This is a genomic window from Nocardia sp. NPDC004415 (genome assembly GCF_053602435.1).
The window spans coordinates 24,689-44,668 of sequence record NZ_JBSGDP010000002.1 but is presented as its reverse complement, the minus strand read 5'-3'; the positions used below and the strand labels follow the sequence as shown (position 1 = coordinate 44,668).

General features: G+C 69.5%; 19 protein-coding genes. 11 read left to right on the top strand and 8 right to left on the bottom strand.

The window, feature by feature from the left end; genetic code table 11:
- Positions 1–200 precede the first annotated feature (200 nt).
- From rpmH to ACWEMY_RS01320, 9 genes are all read left to right on the top strand, one after another.
- Positions 201–344, top strand: a complete 144-nt coding sequence (rpmH, locus tag ACWEMY_RS01360) for a 50S ribosomal protein L34 (protein ID WP_005516618.1) — start codon at positions 201–203, stop codon at positions 342–344.
- A 22-nt stretch (positions 345–366) separates the two neighbouring features.
- A complete protein-coding gene (rnpA, locus tag ACWEMY_RS01355) occupies positions 367–783 on the top strand; it encodes a ribonuclease P protein component (protein ID WP_452388388.1) in 417 nt (138 codons plus the stop codon).
- Positions 783–1,082, top strand: a complete 300-nt coding sequence (yidD, locus tag ACWEMY_RS01350) for a membrane protein insertion efficiency factor YidD (protein ID WP_375932082.1) — start codon at positions 783–785, stop codon at positions 1,080–1,082. The genes rnpA and yidD overlap by 1 nt, the downstream gene beginning before the upstream one ends.
- A gap of 4 nt (positions 1,083–1,086) precedes the next feature.
- Positions 1,087–2,160 carry a membrane protein insertase YidC gene (gene yidC, locus ACWEMY_RS01345; protein WP_452388387.1) on the top strand — a complete coding sequence of 358 codons (1,074 nt, stop codon included), beginning with the start codon at positions 1,087–1,089 and terminating at the stop codon, positions 2,158–2,160.
- A gap of 24 nt (positions 2,161–2,184) precedes the next feature.
- The gene (locus tag ACWEMY_RS01340; protein WP_375932076.1) at positions 2,185–2,718 is read left to right on the top strand and encodes a Jag family protein; all 534 of its coding nucleotides are present in this window, start codon (positions 2,185–2,187) and stop codon (positions 2,716–2,718) included.
- A gap of 90 nt (positions 2,719–2,808) precedes the next feature.
- The gene (gene rsmG / locus ACWEMY_RS01335; RefSeq protein WP_452388386.1) at positions 2,809–3,564 is read left to right on the top strand and encodes a 16S rRNA (guanine(527)-N(7))-methyltransferase RsmG; all 756 of its coding nucleotides are present in this window, start codon (positions 2,809–2,811) and stop codon (positions 3,562–3,564) included.
- A gap of 460 nt (positions 3,565–4,024) precedes the next feature.
- The gene (locus ACWEMY_RS01330) at positions 4,025–5,020 is read left to right on the top strand and encodes a ParA family protein (protein ID WP_375932070.1); all 996 of its coding nucleotides are present in this window, start codon (positions 4,025–4,027) and stop codon (positions 5,018–5,020) included.
- Between the two features lie 32 nt (positions 5,021–5,052).
- Positions 5,053–6,090 (top strand): ParB/RepB/Spo0J family partition protein, encoded by a 1,038-nt coding sequence (locus tag ACWEMY_RS01325; RefSeq protein WP_375932067.1) that lies wholly within the window; start codon positions 5,053–5,055, stop codon positions 6,088–6,090.
- Between the two features lie 78 nt (positions 6,091–6,168).
- Positions 6,169–6,891 (top strand): GNAT family N-acetyltransferase, encoded by a 723-nt coding sequence (locus ACWEMY_RS01320; protein ID WP_452388385.1) that lies wholly within the window; start codon positions 6,169–6,171, stop codon positions 6,889–6,891.
- A 57-nt stretch (positions 6,892–6,948) separates the two neighbouring features.
- Here the strand turns inward: ACWEMY_RS01320 and ACWEMY_RS01315 are convergent, their stop codons facing one another.
- The 6 genes from ACWEMY_RS01315 to ACWEMY_RS01290 all read right to left on the bottom strand — a co-directional run bounded on the left by ACWEMY_RS01315 (position 6,949) and on the right by ACWEMY_RS01290 (position 15,387).
- Positions 6,949–8,142 (bottom strand): N-acetylmuramoyl-L-alanine amidase, encoded by a 1,194-nt coding sequence (locus ACWEMY_RS01315; protein ID WP_375932061.1) that lies wholly within the window; start codon positions 8,140–8,142, stop codon positions 6,949–6,951.
- Positions 8,143–8,280: 138 nt separating this feature from the next.
- On the bottom strand, positions 8,281–8,613 hold the full coding sequence (gene trxA, locus ACWEMY_RS01310; RefSeq protein WP_071931034.1) for a thioredoxin: 333 nt from the start codon (positions 8,611–8,613) through the stop codon (positions 8,281–8,283).
- A 27-nt stretch (positions 8,614–8,640) separates the two neighbouring features.
- Positions 8,641–9,615 (bottom strand): thioredoxin-disulfide reductase, encoded by a 975-nt coding sequence (gene trxB, locus ACWEMY_RS01305; protein ID WP_375932056.1) that lies wholly within the window; start codon positions 9,613–9,615, stop codon positions 8,641–8,643.
- Between the two features lie 96 nt (positions 9,616–9,711).
- Entirely contained in the window at positions 9,712–10,641 is a 930-nt protein-coding gene (locus ACWEMY_RS01300) for a hypothetical protein (protein WP_452388384.1), read from the bottom strand.
- Positions 10,642–10,725: 84 nt separating this feature from the next.
- Positions 10,726–11,310, bottom strand: coding sequence for an RNA polymerase sigma factor SigM (gene sigM, locus ACWEMY_RS01295; RefSeq protein WP_375935582.1), 585 nt, complete (start codon positions 11,308–11,310; stop codon positions 10,726–10,728).
- 294 nt (positions 11,311–11,604) lie between these two features.
- Positions 11,605–15,387 carry a murein biosynthesis integral membrane protein MurJ gene (locus ACWEMY_RS01290; RefSeq protein WP_452388383.1) on the bottom strand — a complete coding sequence of 1,261 codons (3,783 nt, stop codon included), beginning with the start codon at positions 15,385–15,387 and terminating at the stop codon, positions 11,605–11,607.
- A 36-nt stretch (positions 15,388–15,423) separates the two neighbouring features.
- Between ACWEMY_RS01290 and ACWEMY_RS01285 the strand changes: the two genes are divergently transcribed.
- Both ACWEMY_RS01285 and ACWEMY_RS01280 read left to right on the top strand, forming a co-directional pair.
- Positions 15,424–15,870, top strand: coding sequence for a hypothetical protein (locus ACWEMY_RS01285; protein ID WP_452388382.1), 447 nt, complete (start codon positions 15,424–15,426; stop codon positions 15,868–15,870).
- A 720-nt stretch (positions 15,871–16,590) separates the two neighbouring features.
- Positions 16,591–16,869, top strand: a complete 279-nt coding sequence (locus ACWEMY_RS01280; protein ID WP_452388381.1) for a hypothetical protein — start codon at positions 16,591–16,593, stop codon at positions 16,867–16,869.
- Between the two features lie 74 nt (positions 16,870–16,943).
- Here the strand turns inward: ACWEMY_RS01280 and ACWEMY_RS01275 are convergent, their stop codons facing one another.
- Positions 16,944–19,436 carry a DUF6049 family protein gene (locus ACWEMY_RS01275; RefSeq protein ID WP_452388380.1) on the bottom strand — a complete coding sequence of 831 codons (2,493 nt, stop codon included), beginning with the start codon at positions 19,434–19,436 and terminating at the stop codon, positions 16,944–16,946.
- Positions 19,433–19,888: an NUDIX hydrolase gene (locus ACWEMY_RS01270; protein WP_336084593.1), complete on the bottom strand. Its 456-nt coding sequence runs from the start codon at positions 19,886–19,888 to the stop codon at positions 19,433–19,435. Before ACWEMY_RS01270 ends, ACWEMY_RS01275 begins: the two co-directional genes overlap by 4 nt.
- Positions 19,889–19,980 lie beyond the last annotated feature (92 nt).

The window sequence follows — 19,980 nt, the reverse complement described above, 5'->3', positions numbered from 1 at the left end:
GGGCGCTGGGGGCCGAGTTTGACCCGGTGTAGCGGTATCAGTACCCTCAGACAGTCACCCCTTGGCGCGGTGGCGGCTCTGTGCTGCACGTCGATCGCCAAGGCAATCTGCGCGTAGACCGCGGTCCGCTGCGCAGAGATCCGAATCACCGAAAACTTCGGGTACCTGACCGGTGCCCACCAACTCGAGGAGTGTTGACCGTGGCCAAGGGCAAGCGGACGTTCCAGCCGAACAACCGTCGTCGGGCGCGCGTGCACGGCTTCCGCCTCCGGATGCGCACCCGTGCGGGTCGCGCCATCGTTTCGGCGCGCCGCCGTAAGGGCCGTGCCGAACTGACTGCCTGATCGCGCGTAGTCGGACGCTCGGGTGTTGCCTGAGCCGTATCGGTTGCACCACCGTGCCGAATTCTCCCGCACGGTGCGCCGCGGTCAGCGAATCGGGAGGCGAGATCTCGTCGTACATGCGTTCACGCACACGTACGACGATGTCGCCGACGGCGATTCGCTGGTCCGCGTAGGCGGTCCGCGGTTCGGGCTGATTGTCAGCAAGGCGGTGGGTAACGCGGTGGTTCGCCACCGGGTCGCCCGCCGCCTGCGTCATATGTGCGGCCAGGTGGTCGACGAACTCCCGGTCGGCACCGACGTCGTGATCCGGGCCCTGCCCGGTGCGGCGACCGCCGACTCCGCCGAGCTGCTGCGCCAGCTGCGCACCGGTCTGCGCAAGCTGGGCTCGAGGCAGGCGCCGGAGCCCGCGCTCGGTCGCACCTCGGCCGGTGACCGGTGATGCGCAGGCTCACCCGGCTACCCGCCGACGCGCTGATCTTCCTGATCGAGCTGTACCGGAACTATGTCTCCCCCACCCGGATGCCGATCTGCCGGTTCACCCCCACCTGCAGTGAGTACGCGGTGACCGCCCTGCGGACGCGCGGCCTGCTCGTCGGCTCGGTGCTGACGGTCGTGCGCCTGGCCAAATGCGCACCCTGGCACCCTGGAGGGTGGGATCCCGTGCCGGAGCGCGGGTCGAATGCCTTCACAAAGTCATCGCCCGTGCTGATCGGCGATACGAACGACGGGAGTACCTAGAGCCGTGCTCGACATCATCTATTGGCCGGTATCCGCGATTCTGTGGTTCTGGCACAAAGCCTTCGGCTTTGTCTTCGGAGCCGACAGCGGGCTCACCTGGAGCCTGGCCATCGTGTTCCTGGTCTTCACCCTGCGGCTGATCCTGTACAAGCCGTTCGTGAAGCAGGTGCGGACCACCAAGCAGATGCAGGAGCTGCAGCCCCAGATCAAGGAGCTGCAGAAGAAGTACAAGAACGACCGCGAGACCATGGCGCGGGAGATGCAGAAGCTGCAGAAGGACCACGGCTTCAACCCGCTCATGGGCTGCCTGCCGGTGCTGGTGCAGGTGCCGGTGTTCCTCGGTCTGTTCCATGTGCTGCGTTCGTTCAACCGCACCGGTAGCGGCTTCGGTCAGCTCGAGATGTCGGCCTACGACAACGCGCACACCGCGAACTACATCTTCAGCGCGGCCGACGTCCAGTCTTTCCTGAGCGCCCGTATTTTCGGCGCGCCGATCGCCGCCTTCATCACCGCGCCGACCGACCAGCTGCAGGCGTTCGCCGATTGGGGCGGCACGCCCACCAAGCTCAACATCGCGCTCGTCGCGGTTCCGCTGATGGTGATCGCCGGTCTGGCGACCCACTTCAACGCCCGCGCCTCGGTGCAGCGGCAGACGCCCGAGGCCGCCGCCAATCCGCAGGCCGCGATCATGAACAAGCTGTCGCTGTGGGTCTTCCCGCTCGGCGTCATGGTCGGTGGCCCCTTCCTGATGATCGGCATCCTGATCTACTGGGTGGCCAACAACATCTGGACCTACGGTCAGCAGCACCTGGTGTTCGGCCGGATGGAGAAGGAAGAGGAAGAGAAGAAGGCCAAGAAGCTGGAGCTGCGCGCGCAGAACGCGCCGAAGCCCGGCGCCAAGCCGGTCGACGTCCGCAAGAAACAGGACGCCCCGGCCGCCGACGACTCCTCGGCGAACGGCACCGCCGCCACGAACGGCACCCCCAAGCAGTCGGCCAAGCAGGGCGGCCAGCGCAGGCCCGGCGGGCAGAAGCGGCCGGGCAACCGCGGCCGCGCGAACCAGAAGCGTAAGCGCTGAGTGGCGACCAGATAGAGGAATCCAATGACTGTTGAGACCGAGACCGACGGAGGGGACGCCACTGTGGCGACGACTGTTGACGTCGTGAACGACGCCGAGGAAGCGTTGATCGAAGAGGGCGAGATCGCGGGCGACTACCTCGAGCAGCTGCTGGACGTGCTCGACTTCGACGGCGATATCGACCTCGATGTCGAGGGCGACCGCGCCATCGTGAGCATCGACGGCGGTCGTGATCTGACCAAGCTCGTCGGCCGCAACGGCGAGGTGCTCGACGCGCTGCAGGAGCTGACCCGCCTCGCGGTGCAGCAGGCGACCGGCGTGCGCAGCCGCCTGATGCTCGATGTGGCCGGCTGGCGCGCGCAGCGTCGCGCCGATCTGAGCGAGCTCGGTGTGGCCGCGGCCAAGCGGGTGCTGGAGTCGGGCAAGCCCGAGGCGCTCTCGGCCATGACCCCCTTCGAGCGCAAGATCGTGCACGACGCCGTCGCCGATATCGAGGGCGTCGCCAGCGAGAGCGAAGGTGTGGAGCCGAATCGTCACGTGGTGGTCGTGCCCGAGTAGGCTGATTTCGCCGCGACCACGATTGCTGTGGATAGGGCCTCCGGTCACGGACCGGGGGCCTTATTCATGCCCGATGCTCCACTCGGAAGGATGTTTCACGTGGAACGAGAACTGGGTGCGCTGTCCGCCGACCAGGAACCGCCCGCCGCTGCCGCCCGGGTCTTCGGCGACCGCCTGGACCTCGCGCGCCGCTACTACGCGGCGCTGGCCACCGCCGGGGTGGAGCGCGGGCTGATCGGTCCCCGAGAGGTGCCCCGGCTCTGGGAGCGTCACATTCTCAATTGCGCCGTCGTCGGTGAGCTGATCGAGGAGGGCGCGTCGGTGGTCGATATCGGCAGCGGTGCGGGACTGCCCGGTATCCCCCTCGCCATCGCCCGGCCGGATCTGCGCATCACATTGGTCGAGCCGCTGCTGCGCCGCACCGTCTTCCTCAGTGAATTCATCGAGGAGGCGGGGCTCGAGGTGCGGGTGGTCCGCGGGCGCGCCGAGCAGTCCGGCGTGATCAAGGAAGCGGGTGGCGCGGATGTCGTCACCTCGCGGGCCGTCGCACCGCTCGCCAAGCTCGCGCACTGGTCGCTCCCCCTGCTGCGCGACCACGGGCGGATGCTCGCGCTCAAGGGAACGAGTGCCGCCGAAGAACTCGAACGCGACGGCGCCGAGCTGATTCACGACGGCGCGACCGATCTGCGGGTGGTCGGGTGCGGCGCGGGCATCGTCGAAATCCCGACCCTGGTGATCAGCGCGGAACTGCTCCCCCGTGCCGAACGTCCGACGCGTCGCGCGGGACGCAAAGCGGTCGGGGTGGAGAAGAAGGCGCGGAAGCGCCGGGAGCCGGGCACCGACTGAATTTCTGCCGCGCGGCCCGATCGGTAGGTTTCGTAACGTGACAAAACCGCCCGAGGGTAGTTGCCTAGGCGGCTGCAGCGCGAAATTCGGTTGATGCGACGAGGAGTCGCAATGGGTGGGTGAGAGCGGCGCTGCGTGAACGGATTCCGTGCGCGGAGGTCTCGTGTTTCACGTGGAACGCGAGACTGCTCGGTCGACGCCTGAGCCCCCCCACTCCCCCGACGTTTCCCGTGAAACAACGGTCCGGGAAGCGGAATTCGACACATCTGGGCGTGTCCTTCTCGCCGTGCCGCGATTCAGCTTTCCTAACTGTCATCCTGCTGGCAAGCTGTTCACAGTCGGGCGTGCGCGTCTGTGCCACGGTGATGTGGACGACGCCACGCCGAACGTATATGCGATGACACGGCGCCGACGCTCGGTCGGGTACGTGATCTGAAGTATCTCGGGTTAGGAGCTGTCTATGTCGAGCGGTCCGGCGAATGTTTCACGGGAAACAGCGTCGCGGGTCCCGGGGATGCTGGATTCCAGCAGCTTCGACGCGGAGACGTTCGGGAACACTCCTTTCGGGCACATCTCCCCGGCCGAGACCCCGATCGCGGCGGAAGCGCAACGCGCCAGCCAGATTCTGCATCCAGGAAAGGTCACTGTGCCGAAACCCCGCGAGCAACGGATCATCACCATCGCCAACCAGAAGGGCGGCGTCGGTAAGACGACGACCACCGTCAACCTCGCTGCCGCGCTAGCGCATCAGGGGATGACGGTCCTCGTGGTCGATCTCGATCCGCAGGGCAACGCGAGTACGGCGCTCGGCGTCGCGCACCACTCCGGGGTGCCGTCCAGCTACGAGCTGCTGATCGGTGAGGTGGCGGTCAAGGACGCGATCCAGCAGAGCCCGCACAGCGAGCGGCTGCTGTGCGTGCCCGCCACCATCGACCTCGCCGGTGCGGAGATCGAGCTGGTGTCGATGGTCGCGCGCGAAGGTCGGCTGAAGACGGCGATCCACGAGGCGGCCATCGCGGGCTACGACATCGACTACGTCCTGATCGACTGCCCGCCCTCGCTCGGCCTGCTCACCGTCAACGCGCTCGTGGCGGCCAAGGAGGTGCTGATCCCGATCCAGTGCGAGTACTACGCGCTCGAGGGCGTCGGCCAGTTGATCCGCAATATCGGGCTGGTGCAGTCGCATCTGAACCCCGAACTCCACGTGTCGACCGTGCTGCTGACCATGTACGACGGCCGCACCAAGCTGGCCGACCAGGTCGCCGAAGAGGTGCGCAACCACTTCGGGGACGTGGTGCTGAAGTCGATGATCCCGCGCAGTGTGAAGGTTTCCGAGGCGCCGGGCTACGGGATGACCGTGCTCGATTACGATCCGGGTTCTCGCGGCGCCATGAGCTACATGGACGCGGGCCGCGAATTGGCGGCCCGCGCTCAGCTCGCGCAAGACGCGTCGTAGTTGTGTTGGAACGAGGAAGGGATCGGTAGCCGATGAGTCAGGCGAAAAAGGGCGGTCTCGGTCGCGGTTTGGCCGCACTGATCCCGACGGGTCCGGCCTCGACGCCGGGGCTCAGCAGTGCCGCGGCGAGCGTGATCGGGATCAACCCGATCGGCCCGCAGCCGGCCGAGTCGTTCCTGCGTCGCGTTCCGGATGCCGAACCGGAGCCCGCCGTGGAGCCCGAGGCCGAACTGGTCTCCCCCGGCGACGCGGTCTACCGCGAGATCCCGGCCGACCAGATCGAGCCGAACCCGAAGCAGCCGCGCTCGGTCTTCGAGGAAGAGGCGCTCGCCGAGCTGGTGCACTCGATCCGCGAGTTCGGGCTGATGCAGCCGATCGTGGTGCGGCGCGTCGAACCGGGTGTCGACAAGTTCCAGTTGGTCATGGGCGAGCGCCGTTGGCGCGCCTGCCAGGAAGCCGGACTGGAGACCATTCCGGCGATCATCCGCGATACCGCCGACGGCTCGATGCTGCGCGACGCACTGCTGGAGAACATCCACCGCGTACAGCTGAACCCGCTCGAAGAGGCGGCCGCCTATCAGCAGCTGCTCGACGAATTCGATGTCACGCATGAGGAACTGGCTTCGCGAATCGGCCGCTCCCGACCCGTCGTGACGAATATGATTCGACTGCTGAAGCTGCCGATTCCGGTGCAGCGTCGGGTGGCGGCCGGAGTTCTCTCGGCCGGCCATGCCAGGGCGCTGCTCGGTCTGGATGCCGGAGCCGACGCACAGGAAGTGTTGGCGGCGCGGATCGTCGCCGAGGGACTCTCGGTGCGAGCCACCGAAGAAGCGGTGACGCTCGCCAACCGCAACCCCTCGGACGTCGCTCCCCCGGCGCCGAAGCGCAAGCCGATTCACATGCCGGGTCTGCAGGAAGTGGCCGAGCGGCTGTCGGGTTCTTACGACACTCGTGTCACGGTCAGCCTCGGTAAGCGTAAGGGCAAGATCGTAGTCGAGTTCGGCTCCGTCGAAGATCTCGAGCGCATTGTGGCGCTGATGGAGCAAGCAGGCCCTGAAACGTCACTGTGACGAGAGAGACGGCATTACTGTGGATAGTGATGTGGCGTGAGCGTGGACGAATCGGATAGCTGGAGGCTGAGCAAAGCAGTGTCGACCAGCGTCACGACATTGACTCTCGACGGGCTGGATCGGCTCCCGGCGCATACCCGGCGGTGTGTGTTCTGGGAGCTCGATCCGGCGGTCGCGGCCGACTCGCACGCTTTCAGTGATCCGGTGTTCGAAAAAGAAGCCTGGCTGTCGACCGTGATGCTCGAATGGGGCTCGTGCGGTCAGGTGGCGCAGGTCGACAACAATATCGCCGGCTGCGCGCTGTACTCCCCCCCGAGTGCGGTGCCGCGGTCGTCGCTGTTCCCCACCTCCCCCGTGAGCCCGGACGCGGTCCTGCTGACCACGCTGCAGGCCGAATTCCCCTACGACGAGGCCGATGTAGCCCACCGCCTCGTCCAGGCCGTGGTGGCCGATCTGGTGCGTCGTGGCGTGCGCGCGCTGGAGGCTTTCGGCATTCGCAACGGCCCGCCGACCAGTTCCCTGGCCGACCGCGGGCTCGGCTCGTCGATGCGGCTGATGGAACGGATCGCGGCCCCGCTGCGCGATCCGGCCGCGGCCACCCAGTGCACTCCCGAAACGTGCATGATCGACGCCGACTTCCTCACCGATGTCGGTTTCGAAGTGGTGGCACCGCATCACCGGTTCCCCCGGCTGCGCTTGGAGCTCGACTCCGATCACGGCTGGAAGGAAGACGTCGAGCACGCCTTGGATCAGCTACTCGCCCAGGCGCAACTGCGATTGGTGACCAGCGGCCAGTCCTAGATCGGAACGAGAACGGCCCCCGCGGAATCTCGCGGGGGCCGTTCTGGTGTTCAGGTGTCAGACGCGCGGGGCGGGGACGTTGCCCGACTCCGCGGCGGCCAGTTCCTCGGCCAGCAGTTCGGCGAAGGTGTAGGTGCCGGTGGGCTGGTCGTCCTGGCCGAGCAGGTAGAGCCGCTTGACCGAGATGAGGATGGCTTCGGCGATCACGTCGCGCATGCGCGGGTTGGCCAGCACCGAGGCGTCGTACTCGTTGGTGAGGTAGCCCAGGTCGACCTGGACCGTCGGCATCTTGGTGAGCCGCAGCAGATCCCAGGTGCGCTGGTGGGTGCGGCAGTCCTGCACCGAGGTGCGGGCGACGACCTCGCGCTGGATGAACCCGGCCAGCACCTGCCCGATCATCGACACCGAGCCGTGCGAGTTGCCGAAGTAGAACCCGGCCACGCCCTTGGCGGACGGGTTGTCGCTGGTGGCGCAGCGCAGCGAGATCATCAGGTCGGCGTCGAAAGCATTGGAGGTTTCCGCGCGTTCGGCGTCGGTGGGGTTGGCGCCCCACGGCCGCGACAGGAAGGTCTCCATGCCGGTGGCGGCCATCCGGCCCTCCAGCCGGGAGGCCAGATCCCAGAGGATCTCCGACTCGTAGACGTCACCGAACTCGGTGGGCACCGCGAAACCCTTGTCGGCGCCGCCGAATCCGGGATCGATCACGATCCGCTTGCCGGTGAGCTGCGGGCCCGCCCGGTGCACCACCTCTTCCTCGGCGATGCGATGCGGGTTGCCGCCGGTGACGCGCGCGCCCAGCAGATCCAGCGAGCGCAGGGTGTCCGGGCCGCAGATGCCGTCGGCGGACAGCCCGATCTCGCGCTGGAACGCGCTGAGCCCGTCGTGGGTGTGCGGGCCGAAATAGCCGTCCACCCGGTACACGTAGAAGCCCAGGTCCTGCAGCTTGCGCTGCAGGGTGGCCACATCGTCGCCGTACAGCGGCGCGGACAGCTGGTAGATCAGCGTGCGAGCACCCAGGCGGTAGGAAGCTTCCTTCAGCGCGCGATAGGTGGCCGGACCGACCACCCCGTCGACGAGCAGGCCGCGCTGCTGCTGGAACGCGCGCACCGACGAATCGAGCGGGCGGTCGAACACCGCGTCGGTGTCCTTCCAGGAGTCACCGTGCGGCGAATGCAGGAAACCGAGGCTGGCGAGGGTGCTCCGAACCTCTGCTACGGCTGGTCCTGAATCGCCGTGACGAAGTCGGTGCATGCGGGATAGCCCTTTCCTTCGGCCGGAGCGTCGCCTCGATTGTCTCAGACCCGGGGCCTATAACGGGAATCCCCGGGTCCAGGCATCCTACGGCGCGTCGGCCGGTAGGAGGTGCTTTTGTCAGATGCCGTCAGGCGCTCAGATGAGGCCGTCGAGCTCGCGCAGCAGCGCCGCCTTGCCCTTGGCGCCGACGATCTGCTTCACCGGCTTGCCGCCCTGGAACAGGATCATGGTCGGCAGCGACAGGATCTGGTAGTCACGCGCGGTGCCGGGGTTGGCCTCGGTGTCGAGCTTGGCGATCGTCAGCTTGTCGGCGTGGCTGCCGGCGATCTCCTCCAGCACGGGGGCGACCATCTTGCACGGGCCGCACCAGTCGGCCCAGAAGTCCACCAGGACCGGCTTCTCGCTGAGCAGCACGTCGTCGGCGAAGGACTGGTCGGTCACGGTGATGGTGTTGGCGCTGTCGGCCATGGGGGTGTCTCCTTGCTGCGGGTGGAACTAGTTGGCGGAGCCGTCGGCGTTGGCGAGGGTGTTGGCGGTGATGTCACCCTGCTCGGCCAGCCAGCGCTCGGCGTCGATCGCGGCGCGGCAGCCGGTGCCCGCGGCGGTGATCGCCTGCCGGTAGGTGTGGTCGACCAGGTCGCCCGCGGCGAACACGCCCGCGATGTCGGTGGCGGTACCCGGATCACGCACCTGCACATAGCCTTCCGCGTCTAGCGCGACCTGGCCCTTGACCAGTTCGCTGCGCGGGTCGTGGCCGATGGCGACGAACAGGCCGGTCGCGGCGAGCTCGGACTCCTCGCCGGTGCGGGTGTCGCGCAGGGTCAGGCTGCTGACGCTGTTCTCGCCGTTGACCTTCACGACCTCGGCGTTGAGCACGAACTCGATCTTGTCGTTGGTCTTGGCCCGCTCGAGCATGATCCGCGAGGCGCGGAACTCCTCGCGGCGGTGCACCACGGTGACGCTGGAGGCGAACTTGGTGAGGAAGATGGCCTCTTCCATGGCGGAGTCGCCGCCGCCGACCACCACGATGTCCTGGCCCTTGAAGAAGAAGCCGTCGCAGGTGGCGCAGGCGCTCACGCCGCGGCCGAGCAGATCCTGCTCACCGGGGACGTTGAGATAGCGTGCGGCCGAACCCATCGCGAGGATCACCGCGTAGGCCTCGAAGGTCTCCTCGCCCACGGTGACCTTCTTGATCGGGCCGGACAGGTCGATCGCGTCGACGTCCTCGGTGCGCAGGTCGGCGCCGAAACGCTTGGCCTGCTCGCGCATCTGCTCCATCAGGTCCGGGCCCATGATGCCCTCGCGGAAGCCGGGGAAGTTCTCCACCTCGGTGGTGGTCATCAAGGCGCCACCGAACTGGGTGCCCTCGAACACCAGCGGCGCCAGTTCGGCGCGAGCGGCGTAGACGGCGGCCGTGTAGCCGGCGGGGCCCGATCCGACGATGATCAGGTCGCGAACTGGCGTGCTCATGGGGGCCTTCCGAAAGACGAGCTGGGGACGTGTCGGTCAACAACAGCCTAAACGGTGTTGTTCCCGGCGCGACGGGGCTCCCGCGACGTGGGCGGATCAGCCGATGTCGCGCACGGCGAGCTGCTCCGGCGTGCCGGTGCCGCAGCCGGGCCCCACGACCAGCGCGGTAATGGTCGGCGCGGCCGGACCCTGCACCAGCACCAGGACCGCCTCGCCGCCGCGGAAGGTGATGCTCGACGCACCGAGCACCCCGCGATCGATGCCGTTGGCCTGCACGCAGCGGGTGAGCGCCGTCTCGTCGGACAGCGGGCCGCGCACATCCCGTTTGCCGAGTGCGCTGAGCGCCGCGGCGGTGGTGAGTTCGTCACCGGACGGGTCGGGTGCGGGCGCCGCGGTGGGGGTGCCGTCGGTGGTGTCCAGGGTGCTGAACACCACGCCCGCTCCGCCCACCGCGACCACCGCGGCGGCGGCCGCGGCCAGCAGACCCATCCGGCGCCGGGAGCGGGATCGGTAGGCGTCCAGCGAGATCGGCGCCGCCACCGGCGCCGAGCCGGGCGGCGCGGTGCCGGGCGGCGCGGTGCCGGGCGGCGCGGTGCCGGGCGGCGCGGTGCCGGGCGGCGCGGTGCCGAGTCGCTCGGTGGGACCGTCGCCGAGTGCGGTCGAGAGCCGTTCGGTGGGTCCGTCGCCGAGCGCGGTGGAGAATCGTTCGGTGGGACCGTCGGCTGGTTCGGCGGCGAGTTCGGTGGTGAGCCGTTCGGTGGGCCCCTCCCCCGCGTCGAGTTCGGCGACGAAGCGGAACATGCGGTCGGCCACGTCGTCGGGCATGCGGTGCACGACCCTGTCGTCGGAGCCCAGGGCGCGTAGCTGCGCGTTGACGTCGTCGAGTTGGTTCAGGTAGCGCAGCGCGTCGGGGTCGGTGCTGACCTGGGGCCACAGTTGCTCGCTGAGTTCGGGCGCGAGATTGTCGGCATGCAGATCGGCCAGCAGTTCCGACGGGAACGGCGGCTGCGGCACGGATCGGGCCACCCTCGCACCTCCCCTGTTCTGTCGATATCGGATCGCAGGATTTACATCGCTGACTTGTTCGTCACTGTTAATGACGCATCCCGACTAGATCCGGTTCCCTGGATCCCGGAAAAATTCCAAACGTTCTTGCAAACGTACGCGCGCTCGGGAGCAACGGCTCTTGATCGTGCCCTCCGCCACGCCGAGCGCGGCGGCGGTCTCGGCCACACTGCGGCCTTCCATCTCGGTCATCACCAGGGCCAGGCGCTGGTCTTCCGGCAGCGTGAACAGCGCCTCGGCGACCACGGTGGACAGCTCGTACTCGGCGAACTCGTCGCGCGGCTCGACGGCCTCGGGCATGGTGTCGGGAGTGATGGAGAACGCGCGACGGGTCTTGTTGCGCCGGATCCGGTCCAGGCAGGCGTTGACCACGATGGCGTGCAGCCAGCTGCGCACCTCGGCCTCGGCGCGGAACGAGCTCGCGGTGCGATGGGCCGAGAGCAGGGCGTCCTGGAGCGAGTCGGCGGCGTCCTCGCGGCTGTAGGACGTGCGCAGCGCGGTCTGCCACAGATGGTCCTTGTGCCTGCGCAGCAGCTCGGCGAAGGCGTGCGGCGGCTCGCCGCGCACATGGGCGGCCAGCAGCTGCTTGTCACTGCTGTTCTCGAGGAACGAGCGATCTGCGGGCGCGATCGACCGCGTGCTCCCCCCGCGGACTTGCTCGTTGACTTCCGGCGACAACACCTGACCCCTTGGACAGCGCTCATTACGGCGACTTCACGTCGGCGAACGAGGCCGAACCATCACCTGACTACACGCAACGTCCAGGATCGACGTCGACAGATCCTGGGTAGCCCCCTACGGGAGCGCGGGTGTGATCATATCGCCGATAACATTCGCGCACCAACCGGACCGCGGTTCGACAACGGTGGGCTCTCGATCCGGAAACACACGTCCACCTGCGCTGATGGCGGTGGGAACGGGAATCTAGGGCGCGGCGTCGAAGCGGACGTCGGCGATGGCGGTCTGGAACTGACCCCCCGAATTCGCCAGTCCGGTGATCCAGACGAGCACGAAACGTGCCGCCTGGTCGGTCTGCACGGCGATGTCGGTGACGCCCTCACCGAGCTTGGCCGAACCGATCAGCTGGGTCTGGTCGAGCGTGGGCGCCTCGGTGGGCGAGGTGCGGATCTCGACGGTGCTGCCCGCGCTGGGCGAGTTGATCGAGACATTGGTGAGCTTGGCCGGGGTCGGCAGGGTGGCCAGCAGGCCGACGCCCTTCTTGAGCGCCGGGAACTGCTGGAAGTACTGGTCGGTGCGCCACAGCGTGGCCGGGTTCTGATCCAGGATCGCGCCCGCCGACGCGGCGCCGTCGGGGGTGCCCTCCGGGGAGAACACCGTGGCACCGGTGACCGGCACCGGCACCCCGGCGGGCGTGGCGGCCTCGGGGTCCTCGGCGGGCGGTGCCGACGCCGCGGGCGGCGGCACACTCGAGGTGAGCCCGATATTGATCTGCTGGTCCAGCGGCTTGTCCGACGCGCCGGGCGCGAAGATGCTGACCATCCACCAGATCAGGATGCCGACCACCAGCGCGGCCAGCACGCCGAGCCCGACCATGATCCACATCATCCGCTTGGAGCGTTCCCGCTCGGCGGCGAGCAGTTCCGGATCGGCCAGCGAGTCGGGACCGGAGGCCACCGCGCGCTGACCCAGCCGCAGCACCGGGATGAAATCGGTCTTCTGATCGACCACCGAGGCCTGTTCGAGCACGTGCTGCACCGTCGCGGCGGTGCGCACACCCTTGTTGGACTCCAGCGAGCGCACCGCGACCGCGGAGATCTCGAAGGGCACCTCGGGCCGGATCTGGCGCGGCTCCACCGGCGTGCCGTCGGGGCCGAAATCGGCCAGGCGCAGGCCGCCGATGGTGGCCGCCGTGCCGGTGACGCCACCGACCCGGATCGGCCAGCGCGCGGTGATCAGCGCGTAGAGCATGGCGCCGAGGCCGCGCACATCGGACTGGGCGTCGGAATCGCCGAGCGTGCCGGGGAAGGCCAGCACGGCGTCACCGGAGGCGCTGATGCGGATGCGGTCGGGATGGTCGATCGAGAGCGAGCCGCCGCCGCGATGGGCCAGTTCGGCCGCCGAGGCCAGCGCCCGGATGGCCCGGGCGGCGCCGATCGGCGAGGGCACCGTCTCGGCCATCTCGCGCAGCGAGCGGCCCGGGGTCCACTCGGCGACGACGATGCCGCCGGAACTGCCGCGGACCACGTCGAGCACCCTGGCCAGGCCGGGCGAGTTGATCCGGCCCAGGCGCAGCGTGCGCGACAGGATGGCCTGCGGGCCGTCGTGGCCGGAGTTCTCGCCGGACTTCTGGTCGGCGTCGACGAAGGTGAGCGCGACCTCGCGGTCGAGTTTGATGTCGAGGGCCTGCCAGAACTTCAGGCCGCGCGCGCCACCGTGACCGGCCAGCAGGCGGTAGCGACCACCCGCGACGGACGCGCCCGGAATGAGCTTGGGTCCGCGCTGCGCGCGCCGGGCATCGGCGGGCGGAACCGGGATCGGGAGCATGCCGGTGTCGTGGGTCGGATCGTGGGGGGGCATGGCCTGACCCGCCGAGTTGTTATGCGGCGATTCGGCCTCGTCGGGCGTGTCGGGGCGTTCGGATCCCGTGGCATCGGACGCGGCGGAATCGACATCGGTGGACATTCCTCCCGCTGCGCGCGCCGCAGAATCAGCGGCCGGGTCGCCGCCCACCGCGTCATCGCTCACCCTCGGTCCTCCTTCGAGCTGATCTTTCGAGGTTATGGCGAATTCGCCACCCGTATCGGTCTGCCGAACAGCGTACGGGAACTGTGCCTGACCGGTGATGTCAACAGCACCCGGCCGGATGATGGGCAACACCATGGTCTGGGTGTCCATCGAATGCTCGTAGGACGGGAAGCCGTAGGTGTCGGGCCTGCGCAGGACGGTGGTCGCGTAGATGTCGTCGGAGGGCGACTCGTCCAGGCCCAGATCCGGTGCGGGCGGGGTGATGCCGAGCCTGCGCGAGATCGCCACGGTGATCGCCACGACCTCGGGAATCCCGGCCAGGCGCATGAGCGCGAAGGCCACCGAGAACATCACCAGCGCGCCCACGCTCACCCGCAGCAGCGAGGCCGGGCCGCCGGAGAGCTGGTTCATCCTGGTCACCGTGTCGACGATGAGCATCACCGCGCCACCGGCCACCGAGGCCAGCAGCACCCGGGTCACCGTGCGGCCCACATTGGCCATGCGCAGATCGCCCAGGCTGCGGTGCAGCAGCATGCCGCCGATCACCGCGCCCGCGGTGAAGCCCAGGCCGGTGGCGACGCCGAGGATGATCACCACGTCGTCGCTGTCGCGGGCCAGGATCGGGGCCAGGGCCGAGAACAGGATCTTGATCGTGGTGATGCCGAGGATGATCCAGGTCGGCGTCCACGCCTGTTCGCGGGCGTAGAACACGCGCAGGTGGATCAGCACCAGCGAGTACGGGATGAGCGAGAAGGCCGACCAGCTCACCGCCGCGCCGAGGCGCTCGGCGTCACCGGCGAAACGGGCGTAACCGTAGAGCGCCTCGCCGACCTGCGGGCCCGCGAGGGTCAGGAAGGTGACCACCGGGATCAGGGCGATCATGGTCAGACGGGTGGCGACCGAGAGGTCGTCGACTACGGCCGGGGTGTCGTCGGCGGCGGCATTGCGGCTCAGGCGCGGCATGATCGCGGTCAGCAGGGTGACGCCGAGAACGCCGTAGGGCAGCTGCAGCAGCAGCCAGGCGTTCTGGAAGATCGCCGGGCCCGCCTCGTCGGCCGAGGACGCGATGTGGTTGGCCACGACCAGGCCGACCTGGCTGATCAGCACGTACAGGATGATCGCGCCGCCCATCTTGCCGAACTGCTTGAGGCGCGTGTCCACACCCCACAGCGGGCGCAGATTGATCCCGTGGCGGCGGATGGCGGGCAGCAGGCTCAGTGCCTGGGTGGCGACACCGGCGGTGATACCGATGCCGAGGACCAGCAGTTTCGGGTCGCCCATCTTGACCGGGTCGAGGCTGATCTCACCGGGCGTCAGCGCGTAGACGGCCAGCACCACCAGCACGACCAGGTTGTTCAGCACCGGCGCCCAGGCACCCGGTTTGAACGCCTGTCTGGTGTTGAGGATGGCCGTGAACAGCGCGGACATGCCGTAGAACAGGATCGCGGGCACCAACAGATAGGTGAGCGCGGTGGTGAGCTCGGTGTTCACCTTGCCGTCGGCGGCAACGAACACATGGGTGGCCAGGATCGGGGTCGCGGCCATCGTCAGCACGGTGGCGGCGAAGAGCACGGTGAACGCGGCCGTCACCAGGCGGCGCACGAAGGCGGCGCCGTTGTCGGCGTCCTCCTGTTCGGCGCGGATGAGCGTGGGTACGACGATCGCGGTGAGCACGGCGCCGAGCACCAGCTCGGCGATCATGTTCGGGATCAGGTTGGCCGAGGTGAACGCCGAGGCGATGGCCGGGCCGAGCACGGTCAGCAGCAGCAGCTGCTTGGCGAACCCGGTGATCCGGCTGATCAGCGTCGCGACGGCGATCGACCCGGAATCCTTGAGCAGCTTGGCGTTGGCGCTCTGCGCGGTCTCGGCCGGCTTCTCGGCCGCCTGCACCTTCGCCGGACGGGCGATCCGCTGGGTCTTGGCGGCGGCATTGTCCTCGACGGGGTGCTTGCGCAGGTCCTGACGCCGCTCGGACTCGGCACCGGCAGGCGTACCCGGCATTCCCGGATAGGAAGGTGGCGGAACGGTCCGCCGCCCTTGCCGAGGAGGCTCGACAGGACCGGACCTGCGCCGGTCGGGAGCGTCGGGATACTGACCGCGCGGCTGACCACCCGCAGGCTGGTCACCCCGGGGCCGACCGGCCTCCACATCGGGCCGCTGCTGCCGGGGAATCGCTCCCGACTGCGCGCCCTGCGGCGGCACATCACCGGGACGCTGTCGCGGAATCTCACCCGACGGTATCCCTCGCGCGGCGAGCGGTCGCTGCGAGGGCTCACCGGGCAGGCCACGGGATTCTGGTCGCGGCTGACGTGGGAACTCGCCGGACTGGGCACCTGGCGTCGCGCCGTCGGGCCGACGGGGAGAGTCACCGGGCAGGCCGCGCACGCCCGGGCGTGCGGGGCCGTCGGGACGCCCAGGGCCATCAGGCCGCGCAGCAGGGCCCGGACGCTCGGGGGCGGGACGCTGCTGTGGGAACTCGCCTGACGGCGGGCCGAGCGGGCGTGCGGGCCCGCGACCGGGCTGTTGTGGGGGGGTGCCAGGGCGATCGGGGTATCCCGGGCGGCGGGACTCCGGCTCGCCGGGGTGCGACGGGCGACCAGGGGCAGTCCCAGGGCGGAGGCCCTGGTCGGGACCAGCGGCACGGTGGGCGTCGCCGCCAGGGCCGTATTGCTGCGGTGGCACGCCCGGACGACCTGCTTGACCCGGCGCCGGGCGCTGCTGGGGGAACTCCCCCGAAGGCGCTCCGGGAACACGCGGCAGCTCCCCCGAACGATTCGCGGGTCCGGGCTGACGCCGAGGATCTCCGTCGGGCAGGTTGCGATAGGCCGACGGTGGCTGCGGCGCCCCGGGGTCCGCGGAATCGGGGCGATATCCACCGGGTGCCCGGAATGGACCGGGAGCAGCGGAACCTGGGCGGTATCCGGCGGGCGGTTGCGCACCCCGCCCGGCGCCGGACTGCTGGTCGGCTCGCGAGGACGAGCTCGGGTCGGGTCCGACCGGGCGACGGTATCCGCCGGGCACCTGGGATTCACCGGGGCCGCTGGGGACGGGCCGGAATCCGTCCGGTGCGGGTGCGTCGAAGTCGCCCGGGCCGGGGCCGTAGCCGGGGCGGCCGTCCGGTGTGGGCGGGGCCGGGCGGGGGCCCGGCGGGTGGTGGGGGGCGCCGGGGTCGGGGCGGTGGCCGAACGGTGGAGGTTCGGCGCGGTGGGGTTCGCCCGGTGGGGTGCCGGGGCGCTGGCCCGCGCCCGGGTGACCGGGGTGGGGGCCGTTGGGGGGCACGCGGCGGTCGGCGGGACGGTCGACGTGGGGCAGGGTGCCGTCGTGGTCGCCGCCGCTCATGCCACGTTCCCAGGGCGCGGCGGCCGCGCGGCGGATGGCCTGCGGGTCGTCGCGTCGGTCGTCGTCGTGCCGATGAGCGGATTCATCGTCGCCCATCATGCCTCCTGTACCCGGTGCGACCCGCGGATCCCGCCGGTCCGGTGAGCGTTTCGCTCACCCGTGCCACTGTCCGTTTCTTCTCTGTCATGGTGCCCCGTCGCCGCGTCAGGCGCGGGCGTTCACTGCCCTTGCAGCCGTTGCCTCGCCCGGCGCAGCCGCCCGGCCCGTTCCACCGTCTCCGGGGCGAACCCTTCGTCGGCGGGATCGGGCTGTCCGCGGAAGCGCCGCAGCAGTCGGCGCCCGGCCAACAGCAGCAGCAGTATTCCGGCACATGCGGTAATTATTGCCAGGGCCTGACCGTAGGCATTCGAGCGCACCGACACCGAGGTCGCCTCGCCTAGCGCGATTCCGTCCGGAGTGGTAAGGGCGATCGGAATGACCAGCTTACGGCTGTCGCTCACCTCGGTCGGGATCTGGAACGACCGCGTCCCGGACGGCGGAAGCAGCTGTTCGCCGATATCGGTGATGTTCGTCTCGGCGGGCGCCTCGATCCGGAACATCACCCGGATGGCGACGGGCAGTTCGTTGCGCGCCACCAGCAGCAACGGGCTCTGCTCGGAGGCCAGCGTGTACACCCCGCCCGGCGGCAGCACCGAGACCGAGCCGAACATCGTGTCGAGTTCCTCGGTGGCCTGCTCGACGCGGCGCTGCGCGTACTGATCGGCCAGCGTGCTGTTGTCGGCCCTGCGGTCGGACAGGCTCAGCGTGCGCAGCAGGTCTTCGCGCACCGGCGTCATGAACGCGTGCGGGGTGAGCTCGGCTTCGGGCAGTTCCACCAGCGCCCGCATCAGCTCGCTCACCCGGGCGCCCTGATCGCGCACCGGCCCGATGAAGTGCTCGGGTACCCCGTCCTGGGCGGCGCGCGGCAGGTATTCGAGGGTGAACGGGCGCGGGTCGGGCGCCTGGTTCACCAGGTCGGTGAACCCGCGCAGGCTCGCGAGATTGTTGCGCGCCAGCAGCTCCACCTGCTTGAGCAGCGCGACGCCTTCTTCCTTGCTGGCACCCCACTGCTGCGGCGGCATGAGCAGCTGCGAGCGCGGGCGGTCGGGGGCGGGATTGAGCGAGGTCCAGGCCAGGGCGCCGAGTGCGTCCTGGAGCCGGGCGGCGCGCGAGTCGTAGGTGACGTCGAAACGCACCTTGGCCGGGGTGAACGAGGGGGTGGGCGGGTTGGAACCCACGGCGGCCAGTGCGGTCGCGGTCCAGATGTCGTAGGTCGCCACGTGCAGGGCCGGGTCCACCGGCGGGGTGGTCGCGGCGGGGTCGGCGGGCGCGGGTGGTTCGGTGCTCACCGCGGGCACCCGCACCATGTCCGGCACGGCCTGTTCGCCGCCGACGACCATGTCGGGCTCGTTGGCGGCCGGGGCCGAGGTGAGCGTGTCCTCGGCGTCGACGGGCATGCCGTCGGTGGTCACCGCCGTGCCTGCCAGCACCGCGGTGGTGTACCCGTGGCCGCGCAGCAGCTGACCGGCCGGATCGTCGATGCTGCCGGAGTCGGGCAGCCCGACCCCGCGCACCGAGCGGGTGCCGAGGATCGCGTCGACCACGTCGGCCGGGGCCAGCAGCGCCCGCGCCGAGAGCCCCGGATCGTTGACGGCGGCCAGCGCCGACAGGTCGACCTGCGCGTACGGCAACGCCACCGTGCACATCGAGCCCGCCAGCGCGCGCAACCGGTCCAGCCACGCCTGTGCGTTGGCCGCGCCGGTGCCCTCCCTGGTCGCGCCGTCGGGGTCCGAGGGGCTGGCCAGCACGCGATAGCCGCGCGTCATCGTCTGCACGGTGGACACCAGGTCCGGGTCGATCGCGATACACACCGCGCTCGCCACGCTCTTGTCCTTGCCCGGCGCGGGTGCCACCGATTCCAGCGCCGCGACCAGCTGTTCGAGCCGTCCGCCCTTGCCCAGCGAGACCGCGAGTTCGTCGTCGAGCAGTTCCACCTGGCCGTGCACCGAACCGGGCCTGCCCGCCACCATGCGCGGGCGGTCGGCCAGCGGCCACAGCAGCGTGGTCGCCACCGGGGTGGCCTCGGACGGTGTCGTCACCGGCAGCGACTCGGTGCCGCTGGTCGCGGTGCCCACCGGCGGCAGCCCGAGCACCGGCAGCAGGAAACGGGCGTCGTCGAGCCGGGCCTGGGTGCCGTAGGCGGGCTCGCCGTTGACATTGAGCAGCAGCGGATACACCCCGGGATCGGTCAGCCCGAGCGAGGCGCCGTCACCGCCTGCCCGCAACGCGATCCGCACCGAGAACTGCTTGCGCTGCCCGGGGCTCAACCGCTCGGCCACATCCTGGAACGGGCCGGTGACCTCGTAGTTCACCTGATCCAGCCGCAGCGAGCTGCGCAGCCCGCTCGGCGAGTGCACCGCACCGGCGCGCTGGATGCGCACGCTCACGTCGTCGACATCGCGGTCGCCGATATTGGTGACCGTGCCGGAGACCGTCAGGATCGGATCGCTGGCGGTGGTGACGGTGCCGGGGGCCACCGCGTCCAGGGTCAGCTTCAGGAACTGCGGTGTCGCCTGCCCGCTGGATTGCGCGTGCGCGACCGCCGGAAGCAGCGAGACCGAACCCAGGATCGTCAGGACCGCCGTGATCAGCCGGAACAGTCCACCCGTCATCGCTTGCCGGTCTCCATCCGGTCGATCAATCGGTTCGCCACTTCGGCCAGGCGCCGCTCGTCGGCGTAGGCCAATCGGGAATCCAACTCGCTCAACGGGACCCACGCAACCTGGGTGACCTCCACATCGGCGTCGGAGAGCTCACCGCCGAGCGAGCGCAGCAGGAAATGGTGCACGGTCTTGTGTACCCGTCTGCCCTCGGTGACGAACCAGTAATCGATACTGCCCAGTTCGGCGACCACCTCGCCGTTGATCCCGGTCTCCTCGGCGACCTCGCGCATGGCGGTCTGCTCGGAGGTCTCGCCCTGTTCGATATGGCCTTTGGGCAGCGACCACAGCAGCCGCCCGCGCCGGTCGGTCCGCCCGATCAACGCGGCGCAGCGCAGCTCACGCGGCCCGTCGAGCCCGTCGACGACCAGTCCGCCCGCCGAGGTCTCGCGCACTGTACGCATGCGCGGCTTACCGCCGTTGGCCGCCGATCCGCGGCGCCGCGGCTGGCGGCGTCGACTGTTCGCGCGATCGGCCGGAGGAGACACCAAGCAAG